Source organism: Microbacterium sp. NPDC090281 (assembly GCF_044769635.1).
In the GTDB taxonomy this organism is placed as follows: Bacteria; Actinomycetota; Actinomycetes; order Actinomycetales; family Microbacteriaceae; genus Microbacterium.
Genome location: NZ_JBIVYH010000001.1, coordinates 2,350,307 through 2,364,486 on the forward strand (window position 1 = coordinate 2,350,307; position 14,180 = coordinate 2,364,486).

11 protein-coding genes are annotated in these 14,180 nt (G+C 65.8%); 7 read left to right on the top strand and 4 right to left on the bottom strand.

Features of this window, described 5'->3' with window-relative positions:
* The first annotated feature begins 4 nt into the window (after nucleotides 1-4).
* The 5 genes from ACIQTX_RS11260 to ACIQTX_RS11280 all read left to right on the top strand — a co-directional run bounded on the left by ACIQTX_RS11260 (nucleotide 5) and on the right by ACIQTX_RS11280 (nucleotide 3,491).
* A complete protein-coding gene (locus ACIQTX_RS11260) occupies nucleotides 5-1,150 on the top strand; it encodes a phosphatidate cytidylyltransferase (RefSeq protein ID WP_105525443.1) in 1,146 nt (381 codons plus the stop codon).
* Nucleotides 1,150-1,728, top strand: coding sequence for a DivIVA domain-containing protein (locus ACIQTX_RS11265; RefSeq protein WP_402972149.1), 579 nt, complete (start codon nucleotides 1,150-1,152; stop codon nucleotides 1,726-1,728). Before ACIQTX_RS11260 ends, ACIQTX_RS11265 begins: the two co-directional genes overlap by 1 nt.
* 96 nt (nucleotides 1,729-1,824) lie before the next feature.
* Nucleotides 1,825-2,475: a transglycosylase SLT domain-containing protein gene (locus tag ACIQTX_RS11270; protein WP_028501961.1), complete on the top strand. Its 651-nt coding sequence runs from the start codon at nucleotides 1,825-1,827 to the stop codon at nucleotides 2,473-2,475.
* A gap of 9 nt (nucleotides 2,476-2,484) precedes the next feature.
* Nucleotides 2,485-2,772, top strand: coding sequence for a hypothetical protein (locus ACIQTX_RS11275; RefSeq protein ID WP_081663061.1), 288 nt, complete (start codon nucleotides 2,485-2,487; stop codon nucleotides 2,770-2,772).
* Nucleotides 2,769-3,491, top strand: a complete 723-nt coding sequence (locus ACIQTX_RS11280; protein WP_402972150.1) for an alpha/beta hydrolase — start codon at nucleotides 2,769-2,771, stop codon at nucleotides 3,489-3,491. The genes ACIQTX_RS11275 and ACIQTX_RS11280 overlap by 4 nt, the downstream gene beginning before the upstream one ends.
* An 18-nt stretch (nucleotides 3,492-3,509) precedes the next feature.
* Here ACIQTX_RS11280 and ACIQTX_RS11285 read toward each other — a convergent pair whose 3' ends face one another.
* Nucleotides 3,510-4,571 carry an AI-2E family transporter gene (locus tag ACIQTX_RS11285; protein ID WP_105525439.1) on the bottom strand — a complete coding sequence of 354 codons (1,062 nt, stop codon included), beginning with the start codon at nucleotides 4,569-4,571 and terminating at the stop codon, nucleotides 3,510-3,512.
* A 180-nt stretch (nucleotides 4,572-4,751) separates the two neighbouring features.
* Here ACIQTX_RS11285 and ACIQTX_RS11290 point away from each other — a divergent pair, with 180 nt between their 5' ends.
* Nucleotides 4,752-6,698, top strand: coding sequence for a glycosyl transferase (locus ACIQTX_RS11290; RefSeq protein ID WP_402972151.1), 1,947 nt, complete (start codon nucleotides 4,752-4,754; stop codon nucleotides 6,696-6,698).
* Nucleotides 6,695-7,618, top strand: coding sequence for a tetratricopeptide repeat protein (locus ACIQTX_RS11295; RefSeq protein WP_402972153.1), 924 nt, complete (start codon nucleotides 6,695-6,697; stop codon nucleotides 7,616-7,618). Before ACIQTX_RS11290 ends, ACIQTX_RS11295 begins: the two co-directional genes overlap by 4 nt.
* A 136-nt stretch (nucleotides 7,619-7,754) precedes the next feature.
* Here ACIQTX_RS11295 and glgB read toward each other — a convergent pair whose 3' ends face one another.
* The 3 genes from glgB to glgX all read right to left on the bottom strand — a co-directional run bounded on the left by glgB (nucleotide 7,755) and on the right by glgX (nucleotide 14,166).
* Nucleotides 7,755-9,959, bottom strand: coding sequence for a 1,4-alpha-glucan branching protein GlgB (gene glgB / locus ACIQTX_RS11300; protein WP_402972155.1), 2,205 nt, complete (start codon nucleotides 9,957-9,959; stop codon nucleotides 7,755-7,757).
* Complete coding sequence (locus ACIQTX_RS11305) at nucleotides 9,956-12,028, bottom strand: alpha-1,4-glucan--maltose-1-phosphate maltosyltransferase (RefSeq protein ID WP_402972157.1); 2,073 nt, start codon at nucleotides 12,026-12,028, stop codon at nucleotides 9,956-9,958. Before ACIQTX_RS11305 ends, glgB begins: the two co-directional genes overlap by 4 nt.
* Before the next feature lie 65 nt (nucleotides 12,029-12,093).
* Nucleotides 12,094-14,166 (bottom strand): glycogen debranching protein GlgX, encoded by a 2,073-nt coding sequence (gene glgX / locus ACIQTX_RS11310; protein ID WP_402972159.1) that lies wholly within the window; start codon nucleotides 14,164-14,166, stop codon nucleotides 12,094-12,096.
* Nucleotides 14,167-14,180: the final 14 nt, after the last annotated feature.

A 14,180-nucleotide genomic window follows, 5' to 3' on the forward strand; every position in this document is an offset into this window, starting at 1 on the left:
CAGGATGTCCGACGAAACGCGAGACGCCGAGGGAGACAAGCCGTTCCCGCGTGCTGACGCACGCGACGATACGTCTTCCGACGGCGTTCCGCTCGTGGATGCGGCGTTCCCCGCTTTCGACGCTGCCGCGGTCCCGCCGCGACCCGATCTTCCGGTGTCTGCGGATGGCGTGGCGCCGATCGGTGCGAGTCCACTCGACACGGCGGATCACAATGCGATCCGTGAACAGTGGCGGGCTGCGAGAGATGAACTCGGCAGTCACGTCTCGCATGCCCGCGACCAGCTGGATCAGGCCAACGAACGCATCAAGCAGCGCACGGGCCGCGACCTCGTCCTGGCGATCCTGATCGGTCTCGCCTTCGGTGCGGCGCTGCTCGGATCGCTGTTGTTCTTCAAGGTGCTGTTCGTTCCGTTCGCCCTCGCCGCCGCGCTACTGGGTGTGTACGAACTCTCCAGGGCCCTTCGGAGCTCCGGCCGCCGCATCGATGTCGTTCCGCAGCTGATCGCGGCCGCGTTCCTGGTGCTCTCGGCGTATTTCGCAGAACCATGGCTCTGCTGGGTCATGCTGTTCGTTGCCGTCGCATTCGTGATCGTCTGGCGTCTCATCGCGCAGATGGTCGTGAAAGACGGACGAACCTACGGCGATGTGCTGGCGGATGCCGTGATCAGCGGTTTCGTGCAGGTCTATGTGCCTTTCCTCGCGGGCATCGCGCTCATCCTGCTCAAGCAGGAAGGCGGAGAGTGGTGGGTGCTCAGTTTCATCGCGATCGCCGTGGCCGCTGATACGGGCGCCTATGCCGCGGGCTTGGCGTTCGGACGTCATCCGATGGCACCGAAGATCAGCCCGAAAAAGACCTGGGAAGGGTTCGGCGGTGCCGTGGCCGCATCGCTCGCAGCCGGTGTTCTGTTGGCGATCTTCCTCCTCGAACTGCCGTGGTGGACCGGCCTGATCTTCGGGGCGTCGATCCTGTTGTCCGCGACACTCGGCGATCTCGGCGAATCCATGCTCAAGCGCGATCTCGGCATCAAGGACATGAGTTCCTGGCTGCCGGGGCATGGTGGGCTGCTCGACCGGCTCGACAGCATCCTGCCATCGACGATCCCGGCGCTCTGTCTGTACTTCCTCCTCTCTCCTTGGGTGGTTCTGTGATGACCGAAAACCAGCTCGACGAACAGACGACTCAGGCTCCGGCGGCGTTCGCGCTGACCTCGGGACGTGTCCGCGGATATCACCGCGCCGCTGTCGACACCTTTCTCGCGTCAGCGCGTCGGGCCTTCGAGGCCGGCGGCGACGAACTCAGCGCCGACGATGTGCGAACCGCTTCGTTTCCTCTCGTGAAGGGCGGCTACGTCGTCGCAGATGTCGATGCCGCGCTCGGTCGAGTCGAAGACGCCTTCGCCGCGCGGGAGCGCGAGCGCGTCGTTCGTGCACAGGGCGCCGGTGTGTGGGTCGAGCAAGCGAGATCCGACGCACAGACCATCCTGGATCACCTGGCGCGACCACGTCGTCATCGCTTCGCCCGCACCGGCGTCCTCACCTTCGGTTACCGCATCGATGAGGTCGATCACGTGTCGACGCGAATCGTCCGATACCTCCGCGATGGCGACGCGCTGACCGTCGAGCAACTGCGCTCAGCGGCGTTCCGGATGCAGCGCGGCGGATACCGTGAAGAGCAGGTCGATGCCCTTCTCGATGCCACCATCGACGTGATTCTCGCCGTTCGCTGAGATTCCTGATGGTCGATTCAGGCACCGTTGCGTAGACTGTCCTTCATCGTGAACCCCCGAAACGACATGACTCTCGAACGAAACGAACTTTCGCTGGTGCCCGCAGCGAATGCTGGTTCGGCGCGCACGGGCACTCGCCGCTGGTCACGCCGGCGCGGGGTCGTCGGTGTTTTCAGCGCCATCGCGGTGGTCGGATTCGCGGGAGCGCTGGTGGCTCCGACCGGTGTAGCGCTGGCGACGCCTGCGCAGGCTGAGGCTCCGGACTCGGCGTACTCGCTGGCTCTCGCCGACACGCAGAACCTCACGGTCACCGTCGAGGGTGCAGACATCACGCCGCTGGTCCGCGGAAACTTCGATGTGTATGTGAAGCCGAAGCCCCCGCCCGAGCCGGTACCCACGGCCGCGGCAGCGCCGCGCAGCGGCTCCTCCGGGGGGTCCTCTGGCGGATCCCTTCCGCCGTACACGGGCGGAGGCGCTCCCGCAGAGTGGATGGCAGCGGCTGGTATCGCGCAGAGCGATTGGCAGTACGTCGACTACGTGGTCTCGCGTGAGAGCGGTTGGAACCCGAACGCCACCAACAAGTCTTCCGGTGCCTGCGGTCTCGTGCAGGCTCTGCCGTGCAGCAAGGTGCCTGGCAACGGCTACAACCCCGTCGACAATCTGCGCTGGGCGACGGGATACGCCACAGGTCGTTACGGCAGCTGGGCGGGCGCTTACAACTTCTGGGTCAACAACCACTGGTGGTGAGCAGGCACGATGCCACGCTCCCGCAGACGCCCTCCGGCGCGCCCTGACGACGAAGACTCGCTGGATCGGCTCATAGCCGGGTGGAAGCGTTCTGAGACTCGCCGAGGCAGTGAGTGGACGGTCCAGCCGGTCTCCGCGGCCCAGGCGCAGAAGGAGTACATCTGCCCCGGTTGCAGCAGGGCGATCGAGGCCGGCACAGCTCATCTCGTCGCTTGGCGCGCAGACGGCGTCTTGGGCGATGCCGCCGACCTCGCCGCCCGCCGGCACTGGCACACACACTGTTGGAGACTGGCATGAGTATCGAGATTCGAGGACCGCTGGAGCTCCCGGCGCGGCGTGAGGACATCGAGCTGACGACGGCCGATGGCCTGACGCTCGTGGGCGAACTGTCCGAGCCTGAGACGATTCAGCCGGTCGCGACGCTGGTGACTCTGCACCCGCTTCCCACTGCCGGCGGATTCATGGACTCGCACATCATCCGTAAGGCAGCCGCCCGGCTCCCGGCTCTCGCCGACCTGGCGGTCCTGCGCTTCAACACACGAGGAACCACGTCTCCTCGGGGGACGAGCGAGGGATCCTTCGACGGCGGGGGCGCAGAGCTGTTCGATGTCGCTGCCGCAATGGAGTTCGTCCGGGAGCGCGCGCTCCCGCGTCCCTGGCTCCTGGGGTGGTCGTTCGGTACCGAGCTTGCTCTGAAGTATGGACGAGAGCACGATATCGAGGGCATCATCCTGCTCTCGCCGCCTCTGCATCGTGCGACGCCCGACGAGGTCGCTGCCTGGGCGACCACCGACGTCCCCGTTATCGTCCTGGTGCCGGAGTTGGATGACTACCTGCGTCCGGATGAAGCCCGTGAACGATTCGCCGCCATCCCGCACGCGCAGTTGATCGCGGTCGAGGGCGGGAAGCACCTGTGGGTGGGCGAGACGCAGACCCGTCGTGTGCTCACGGAGATCGTCGCCGCGGTAAACCCGTCTGCGTTGCCGCTTGCCACTCATTGGCCGACTGCGGACTGAGCGGCCTGCGAGACGGGCTCAGAGCTCGTTCATCCGGGGGATGAGCACCTGTCGGTAGATGATGAGGATGCTGGCGGCGACCGGGATCGCGATGAGTGCCCCCAGTAGCCCGAGCAAGCTGCCGCCCGCGAGTGCGGCCACTACGACGACGGCTCCCGGTACCGACACGGCCCGGCTCATGATGCGCGGCGAGATGATGTAGGCCTCGATCTGCATGTAGATCAGATAGTAGATCGCTGCTGCGATCGCCGTCGCGGGGGAGCCGAGACCCGGGATCAGGCACGCCAGCACGATGATCGTGGAGCCGGTCAAGGTGCCGACGAGCGGGATCAGCGAGAAGAAGAACGCGACGACTGCCAGGACTGCGGGGAACGGCGCCTGGATGATCGACAGGTAGATCGCGCTGAGCACGCCGTTGATCACACCCTGCGTCACCTGTCCCATCACGTAGTAGCCGACCGAATCCGTGATCTGCTCCGACAGATCGATGAAGCGGTCACGCTTCGACGCCGGGGCCAGCTGGTAGACCGCGCGCTTGAGCGAGGGAGTGGAAGCCGTGAGATAGATGGTCAGGATGAGCACGATGAACGCGCCGAACAGTCCGCTGAGCACGGCACCGCTCGCCACGAGGAAGCCCTGACCGATCGAGCCGCCGATCTCGGTGAGATTGGTGGTGAGCCAGTTCTCGACGTAGCTGAAGACGTCGTCGACTCTGAGGTTGGGGAACGCATCCGTCATCCACTGCTTGAGGTCGTCGATCGCGGTGCCGCGCTGAACGATCGCCGTGATCTGGGCGATCAGTTGGGAGATCTGGTCGACCAGCACCGGGAGCACGATGAGAACGATGCCCGAGAAGATTCCGAGCACTGCGACGATCGTCACGAGGACCGCCGCCCACCTGGGGAGGCGTCGCCGCTCGAGGAACGACACGAGCGGGTCTAGGCCGAGGCTCAGAAACAGGGCCGTGCCGAGATACAGCAGCACCGTGGAGAGATTCTGCACGCTGTTGATCAGCAGGATTCCCAACCCCACGCCGAGCGTCGCCACCAGGGCGGTGCGGAAGGGATTGTGGATCTTCATGTATCGACTCCTCGAGACGGATGCAGCAAGGCTATCTAGACGCCCCGAAATGGCACTGGCGACGTGCCGAGCGCGAGCGCACTGCATCTGCTCGTGGGCAACACACAGCTGATTTCGCTAGTCTGAAATGTCGAGTGTTGTGTCGCAGGCAGATGCCGGTGATGCGTGAGGAGACTATTCGTGCGTTTCGTATGGGCCGTGGTGGCCTTCGTGCTTGCTGCGGTGCTGATCGGGGCGGGGATCGCCCAACGCACCATTTTCATGGGGCCCGCGTCCCAGCAGACCCAGGTCGAGATCGACGAACCTGCGCCGTTCGTACTCATGGACGGCGACGTCCTTCGGGCGAACCCTGGTGCGCAGACCCTGATCGTACGGGGCCAGGGCGAGATCTTCGGCAGCTACGGTCGCACCGCTGACATGGAGGCCTGGCTCGCCGACTCCGACTACAACCACGTCACGATGGGCAAGAGCGGCGATCTGGACGTCGAGCACGTCACGGCGTCCTCCGACGCCGATGCCACCGATGCTCCGAGCGACGGTGGTGAGGGCGACGCATCCGATTCGGAGTCCGCGGGGCGCGACCCGCGCGGCTCAGACCTCTGGCTCGATTCGTTCGCCGAAGAGAATCGGCTCACCGCCGAGAACATGCAGCTCCCCGAGGGCACCAGCCTGCTGATCGCCTACGACGGCACCGCCGATGCGCCGGACGACATCGTGGTCTCCTGGCCCTTGGACAACTCGACGCCGTGGGCCGGACCTCTGATGGTCGCAGGTGGCATCGTGCTGCTGGTCGGGCTCATCCTGTACGTGCTCGCGATCCGTCACCAGCGCCGTGGACGCGGTCCCCGTCGCAAGGGGCCGGGCCCGCTTCCGGCGACGGAGCCGATCGATGTCGCCGCGCTTCCTCCGGGGGAGCGTGCCGCCATCGAAGAGTCCGGGGCTGCTGCCACAGAGCCTCCCACCGATTCTGCCGCTCCGTCAGAAGGAGACGTCGAGGAGGCGGAGATCGTGGACGAGAGCAAAGACCCCGACTCGAAGCGCTCCATGCGTGCTGTTCCGGCGCGACGCCGTCGGCGCATGCTGGCGCTTCCGGTTCTCGGACTCACCGCGATCCTCGCCGCCGGGTGCTCGTCTGACTCCTGGCCGCAGCTGGGTTCTGCCTCGCCCACGCCGTCTCCGAGCCCGACGGTGATCGCGCCGGAGAATCAGAAGCCGCCGGCTGTGACCGAGGCTCAGGCCAAGCGCATTCTCAAAACGCTCGCCGGAACCGTGAGCGAGGCCGACGCGGCACTCGATCTCGACCTTCTGTCGACACGCTTCGAAGGCCCGGCGCTTGCTGCCAGGACCACGGAATATGCCCTTCGAACGAAGCTCCCGGATACGGTGCCCCCCAAAGCGATCCCGACCGATGAGGTCGAGGTCGTGCTTCCCGAGGCGACTGACCAGTGGCCGCGTACCGTGCTCATGCTGTCGAAGACCGGCGACGACACCGTGCCGCCGGTCGTCCTCACGATGACGCAGGCCGACCCGTGGTCGAACTACAAGGTCTCCAACATCGCCGAGATGTCCGCTGACGCGGTCTTCCCCGAGGTCGCAGCCTCCTGGCTCGGGACGTCTCTCGTCCCATCCGACTCCGCGTTCCTCACGATTCCGCCGGCCGACCTCGCTGCGACGTTCGCCGATGTCGTTGACCAAGGGGAGCAGAGCGCGTCTTACGCGATGTTCGATGATCTGGCTCTGAAGTACGCGAAGACGATCACCGACAGCCGTCAGCTCGTGGTCCAGGGGCTCGCGGACAAGGGCGCCGCTGACACCTCGAAGGCTGCGTTCGATATGGCGCCGACGACTGATGCCCCCATCTCGATGACGACTCTCGACAGTGGTGCGATCGTGGCGGTCACGCTCACCGACACCGAGACCGTGACGCCGACCGGAGAGGATGTGTCCATCCGGTTCGGTGACAACGCTCAGGCCAAGGCACTCACCGATGCGACTGAGTCTGCGAAGGGCGTCGAGACGACTTACGAGTTCCAACTGTTCTTCTCGGTCCCGGCCAAGGGATCGACAGAGCAGATCAGACTCCTGGCAGCTGCCCAGGATCTCTTGTCCGTGAAGGTGATCAAATGAGTGAGATCTCTCCGGCCGCGTTGCGCGGCGCGGTAGACCTGTCGAGCCTCCGAAACCGCCCGGCGACTCCGGACGAGGGCGCGCCGACTCCGAGCGTCGTCGATGTCGTCGTCGACGCGACCGATGAGACGTTCGGGCAGATCCTCGAGCTCTCGCGCACCGTCCCGGTCGTCATCGACCTGTGGGCGGAGTGGTGTGGGCCGTGCAAACAGCTGAGCCCGATCATCGAGAAGGTGACCCGCGAGCTCGGCGGACGTGTGCTGCTCGCGAAGGTCGACGTCGACGCCAATCCGCAACTCGCCCAGAGCTTCCGCGCGCAGTCCATCCCGATGGTCGTGGCGCTTATCGCCGGGCAGCCCGTTCCGATGTTCACCGGTGTCGTCCCGGAACAGCAGGTGCGCGATGTCTTCGCTCAGCTTCTCCAGGTGGCCGCGCAGAACGGCGTCACCGGATCGCTCTCAGTCGCGCAAGAGGGGGAAGCGCCCGAGCCGCCCGCCGAGCCCGCACTTCCCCCGCTGCACGCCGAAGCGTTCGCAGCCATCGAGGTCGGCGATTATGCCGCAGCCATCTCGGCCTACGAGAAAGCCCTGGCAGAGAACCCACGCGATGAGGAAGCTCGTGCAGGCTTGGGCCAAGTGCGTCTTCTAGACCGTGTTCAGGGACTTGATCTGCAGACCGCCAGAGCGGCTGCCGCAGCAGATCCCCTCGACGTCCAGGCGCAGTCCGACGTGGCAGATCTCGACCTTGCCGGCGGACACGTCGACGACGCGTTCGGGCGACTGCTCGACCTGTTCGCGCAGCTGCCCTCCGACCAGCGCACGCCCGTCAGAGAGCGTCTGGTCGAGCTGTTCGGTCTCATCGGTGCGGACGACCCGCGGGTCGTCTCGGCGCGGAACCGTCTGTCGTCTCTGCTGTTCTAGACCTCGCGAGCTGTTCTAGAAATCGCAAGCTGTTCTGGCGCACGCAAGCTGTTCTAGACCTCGCGAGCTGTTCTAGAAATCGCAAGCTGTTCTGGCGCACGCAAGCACTTCTGGAGTGACCTGACGAATCGTCGGATCAGCCGTGGTTGACGGTCGGCACGTGTGGATCGGGCTGATGGCGCAGCCAGAGCGTCGAGAGCGCAGGCAGAGTCACGGTCGCGATCGCGGACCCGCTCTCCGTAGGACGTGCGAACACCATGCCGAGGTTTCCGGACCCTCGTCCGCCATAGTCTGAAGCATCGGTGTTGAGCACCTCTTCCCAGACACCTTCCCGTGGCAGCGCGAGCTGGTGCCCGGTGCGCTCGACGCCGGCGAAGTTGCTGATGACGACCAGACGTCCTCCGTGCGCGTCGCGTCGCTCGAATGCGATCACCGTCGGATCCCAGCTCGGCGCACCGAGGCGACTGAACGACGAGCCATCGTTGTCGCGCTCCCAGAGTGGTGCTTGGGCGCGGTAGGTGCGGTTCATCACCCCTACGAAATCCTGCAGCTGCGCGTGCGATGGCTGATCGAGGAGCCACCAGTCCAGCTCGCGGCCTTCTGACCATTCGGCGAGCTGACCGAATTCCTGGCCCATGAACAGGAGCTTCTTGCCCGGGTGGCCCCACATGTAGGCGAGGTACGCGCGCACATTGGCGAGCTTGTGCCAGTGATCACCGGGCATCTTCGTGAGCAGACTGCCTTTGCCGTGCACGACTTCGTCGTGGCTGATCGGCAGCAGGTAGTTCTCGCCGAAGGCGTAGACGAACGAGAAGGTCATCTCGCCCTCGTGGTGACCTCGGTACATCGGGTCGCGCGAGATGTACTGGAGCGAGTCGTTCATCCAGCCCATGTTCCACTTGAAGCCGAAGCCGAGACCGGCGTGATCGGTGGGTGCGGTGACTCCGGGGAAGCTCGTCGACTCCTCGGCGATCATCATGATTCCCGGGTGGAGTCGGTACGCGGTGGCGTTGACCTCCTGCAGGAAGCGGATCGCTTCGAGGTTCTCGCGACCGCCATGGATGTTCGGCTCCCATTCGCCGGGCTCGCGCGAGTAGTCGAGATAGAGCATCGAGGCGACGGCGTCGACGCGGAGCCCGTCGACGTGGAACTCCTTGAGCCAGTACAGGGCGTTGGCGACCAGGAATCCTCGGACCTCGGGACGCCCATAGTCGAAGATGAGCGTCCCCCAATCCTGGTGCTCCCCGCGGCGAGGATCCGGGTGCTCGTAGAGAGGCTGACCGTCGAAGCGCGCGAGGGCGAAAGCATCCTTGGGGAAGTGGCCGGGGACCCAGTCCATGATCACCCCGATACCGGCCTGATGCAGTCGGTCGATCAGGTACCGCAGGTCGTCGGGGCTGCCGAATCGACTCGTGGGTGCGTAGTAGCCGCTGACCTGGTAGCCCCACGATCCGCCGAACGGATGCTCGGCCAAAGGCATGAACTCGACGTGGGTGAACCCCGCGTCGGTCACATGCTGGATCAGCGGATCCGCGATCTCGCGATAGCCGAGCCCCTCGCGCCAGGAGCCGACGTGGATCTCGTAGATAGACAGCGGCTGGGCGACCGCATGCGTGGCAGCCCGTCTGGTCATCCACGCGCCGTCCGACCAGGAGTGCGCGGAGGTGGCCACGATCGACGCCGTGTCGGGCGGTACTTCTGCGGCGAGGGCCATCGGGTCGGCCTTGAGGATCCATGCGCCCTCGCGTGTGCGGATCTGATACTTGTAACGGGTGCCGATCGGGAGACCGGGGATGAAGAGCTCCCAGACGCCACTGACACCCATCGAGCGCATGGCGTGGGCCTCGCCGCTCCAGTCGTTGTGGTCACCGACCACACGGACAGCTGTGGCGTTCGGCGCCCAGACGGCGAACGAGACGCCGATCTCCCCGTCGAACGTGCGCAGATGCGCCCCCAACGCGTCCCAGAGGCGTTCGTGACGTCCCTCGGCGATCAGATGCAGATCGAGGTCGCCGAGGGTCGGCGGGTGGCGGTAGGGATCGCCGGACACCGTCTCGTCGTTGTCCGCGTATCGCGTCGCGACGCGATACGGGAGTGGGGGACCGCTGTGCTGACCTTCCCAGATGCCGTGCGCCACATGGGTGAGCTCCAGCCTGGTCCCGTCGCCGAAGACAGCTGCGACGGCCGCGGCCAGTGGCCGTCGGACTCGGATCACGGTGACGGTGCGATCTGCGGCGTCTTTGCGTGTGTGCGCGCCGAGCACGGAGTGCGGGTCGTGATGCGTTGCTGAGGAGATCGCCTCCCACTCGGTGGATGCGGCGACGTCTTCTGTGTAGCTCATGATCGCTCCCTCACCTTCAGGATGTGCACCGGCTCGGCGAAGGCGTCGAGCCGCACGTAGTTGTGGTCGCTCCAGGTCCACACCTCACCGGTGAGGAGATCCTCGACTTCAAACGGCTCCCCTAGGGGTACATCCCACACCGTGGTGTCGAGGTGCACCGTCGTCTCGCGAACCGAGTGCGGGTCGACGTTGGCGACCACGATGATCGTGTCCGCCTGTCCCGTGGCTGTGAAGGGCGCGGCCAAGTGCTTGCTGAAGACGAGTACCGCGTCGTCGTCGCTCCAGTGCGCCCGGAAGTTGCGGAGCTGCTGCAGTGCGGGGTGTGCGGCGCGGATCTCGTTGAGCCGGCGCAACAGGGGAGCGAGGGACTCTCCACGGGCTTCTGCGCCTGCCCAATCCCGGAACTTGTACTCGTACTTCTCGTTGTCGATGTTCTCTTCGGAGCCGGGACGAGCGACGTTCTCGAACAGCTCGTATCCGGCGTACACGCCGTAAACGGGACCGGCCGTCGCCGCGATGCAGGCGCGGATGCGATAGGCGGCTATACCCCCGAACTGCAGATACTCGGTGAGGATGTCGTGCGTGTTCACGAAGAGGTTGGGCCGCATGTAGTCGGAGGTCTCGTGAGACACCGAGGTGAGGAACTCCTCGAGCTCGGCCTTGGTGTTTCGCCACGTGAAGTAGCTGTAGCTCTGCTGGAAGCCCACCGCGGCGAGCGCCCGCATGACTGCCGGTCGGGTGAATGCCTCGGCGAGGAAGATCACATCGGGGTCGACCGCGTTCACCTCGGCGATGAGCCACTCCCAGAACTGCAGCGGCTTGGTGTGCGGGTTGTCGACGCGGAAGATCTTCACACCCTGCGCCACCCAGTGCAGCACGACCCGCAGCATCTCGGCGTAGATGCCGGCGGGATCGTTGTCGAAGTTCAGGGGGTAGATGTCCTGGTACTTCTTCGGCGGGTTCTCGGCGTAGGCGATCGTGCCGTCGGGGAGAGTCGTGAACCATTCCGGATGCGCACTCACCCATGGGTGGTCGGGGGAGGCCTGGAGAGCGAGGTCGAGCGCGATCTCGAGTCCTTCCTTCCGTGCGGCGCGCACGAAGGCACGGAAGTCCTGTGCAGTGCCCAACCCGGGGTGGATCGAGTCGTGTCCGCCCTCTGCCGCGCCGATCGCGTAAGGAGATCCCGGGTCGCCGACTTCGGTGGTCAGGGTGTTGTTGCGCCCCTTGCGGTTCGTGGCGCCGATCGGGTGGATCGGTACCAGGTACACCACATCGAATCCCATGGCGGCGACCTCGGGCAGTCGCTTCGTCGCCGTGCGGAAAGTGCCGCTCTTCACCGTGCCGTCTTTCAGGCGTCTGGCGCCTTCGGAGCGGGGGAAGAACTCGTACCAAGCGCCGACACCTGCTGCGACGCGGTCGACGTTCAACGTCTGTGCCGGGGCGACGGAGCGGATGGTGCTCACGGGGCGCTCCCGGAAGATCTGCGCCAGTGCGGGATCCGTCGACACTGCGATGGTCGTCGCCGCATCGCCGTGGCGCAGCGAGGCGGCATCGGCGAGCAGCCGCTTCCGTTGCGCCGCAGGACGATCCTTCTCCGCGGCGGCTCGTGTGAGCAGATCGGCACCGAGCGCCGCCATGACCGGCACATCGACGCCGGCGGCCACCTTGAGTTCTGCGGCGTGTGCCCAGGTCGCGAAGTCGTCGGAGAACGCCTCGAAACGGAAGAGCCACGCGCCCTGCTCGTCGAGCGCGACATCGGTCGACCAGGTGTCGGTGCCGTCATTGCGGGGAGACAGTCGATGCAGACTCTCGTCTCCCGACGGCGACGTGAGTCGCGCGTGTACCCCGATGGCGTCATGCCCCTCGCGGAACGCGACCACGCTGAACGGAACGACCTCGCCTACGAATGCCTTCGGCGGGAACCCGCCGGGAACAGTAGGTGAGGGGTGGAGCAGAGGGATGCGGGTCGTCAGCAGCGAACCGGGCGCATCTGCGTCGCCGAGCGCGCGCGCCGGGATCTGAGCGGGGCTCCGAAGAGCCGAGGACCGAGTACCAGCACGTGCAGTCACACCCCGAATGTACCGCGCTGACGAGGTAGCGGGTAGCGCGCCGCGGGGTGCGTCGGAGGCAGCCCTCATTCGATGCGGAACAACCTCATCGAGGTCCCGGAGACCGGTAGCACGTCACCGGGCGCGAAGACCTCGTGTTCGTCGGAGGGACGCTCCTGGGCGCTCGACCACAGGGACACGAAACGGGTAGCGTCCTCGATCTCGTCGGGAAGACGAACATCGATCGGCGACTCGGTGCCATGCACGATCAGCAGGATGCGGTTGTAAGCCTCGAGGTCGGGGGTGGATGCCGCCACGTACTGCAGAGTGCGCTTGCCAGGGTCCGTCCACTGCGACGGCTCCATGGTCTCGCCGTTCTGGTCGTACCAGTCCATGACGGAGGCGTTGGGGATGTGCTCGCCGAGTCGTGCGTAGCGGCTGGGGCGGAGCGCCGGATTCTCCTGGCGCAGCCGAATCAGACGGGAGACATGCGCACGCAGGTCTTCCTGCCAGGGTTCGAACTCCCACCCGAGCCAGGTCAGTGCGGAGTCCTGCGCGTAGGCGTTGTTGTTGCCGCGCTGGGTGCGACCGACCTCGTCGCCGGCGGTGAGCATCGGGATCCCTGCGGAGAGCAGCAGCGTCCCGAGCAGGTTGCGCATGGCCTTCCGGCGCGCGGCGAGAATGGTGGGGTCGTCGGTCGGCCCCTCGATTCCGTGGTTGAACGCACGGTTCATGTCTGCGCCGTCGCGGTTCTGCTCCCCGTTCGCCTCGTTGTGCTTGACGTCGTAGGAGACCAGGTCGTGCAGGGTGAAGCCGTCGTGCGCGGTGACGAAGTTCACGCTGGCGAGCGGGCCTCGGTCTTCGCTGAACGTGTTCGAGGAACCGGCGAGACGTGTGGCGAACCCGCCGATGCCCACCGGTGCGGACGCCCGGCGTGCGTAGTCGATGTCGCTCAACCAGAAGTTGCGCACGCGGTCGCGGTAGCGGTCGTTCCACTCGTGCCAGCCGGCAGGGAAGTTTCCCGTCTGCCACCCGCCGAGTCCGACATCCCACGGCTCGGCGATGAGCTTGGTGTCGGCGAGGACCGGGTCGTTCGCGATGGCGGTCAGGAGTGGATGCTCCGGCGTGTAGGCGTGCGTGCTGTCACGAGCGATCGCGGTGGCGAGATCGAAGCGGAAACCGTCGATCTGCATCTCCTGTGCCCAGTAGCGCAGCGAGTCGAGGACGAGTCGCGCCCCGGCATCCGTGGCGGTGTTCAGAGTGTTGCCGCATCCGGTGGTGTCGACGTAGACACCGGATTCGTCCTGCCGGTAGTAGCTCGCATTGTCGATGCCCCGCAGGCTCGAACGCGGACCGCCGATCCCTTCCTCCGACGTGTGGTTGTAGACGACGTCGAGGATGACCTCGAGCCCGGCCTCGTGCAGGAGGCGAACCATCCCTTTGAACTCTGCGAGGACCGCTTCCGGTCCTTCCTTGCGTGCTTCCTCGGTCGCGTAGGCGGTGTGCGGGGTGAAGAAGTTCAGCGTGTTGTAGCCCCAGTAGTTGGTGAGACCTCGCTCGAGCAGACGGGGCTCGGGCACGAACGCATGCACGGGGAGGAGCTCGATCGACGTGATCCCGAGCGAGTGGAAGTACTCGATCATCGCGGGGTGGGCGAGCCCGGCGTAGGTACCGTGCAGGGCGGGAGGGACGTCGGGGTGGCGCTTGGTGAGGCCTTTGAGGTGGCCTTCGTAGATGACGGTGCGATCGAGTGGTACTCGGGGCTTCTGGGAGTCGCCCCAGTCGAAGCCGTCGACGATGACCACTGAACGCCATTCCTCGTAGCCGTCGCCCTGCGCGAGACCGCGGGCATAGGGGTCCAACAGCATGGATTCCGGGTTGAAGGTGTTCCCGGGGCCGTGCGGGCCACCGACGCGGACGGCGTAGCGGATGCCGGGCTGCAGCAGTTCTGTGGTGATCTCCCAGATGCCGCCGGGGAGACGCTCAAGCGGCATCTCATCGGTGGCCCAGTCGAGGTCTGTGGCATCGAAGACCACCAGCTCGACCGATGACGCGTTCTGCGACCAGACGCGCAGCGTTCCGACGCCGTCGTGCAGACGGACGCCGAGGTTGTCGAGGGCGGAGCCGCCGGGCACGGCGAGGTCACGGGACGCGGGCATGAGTACACCCTAGG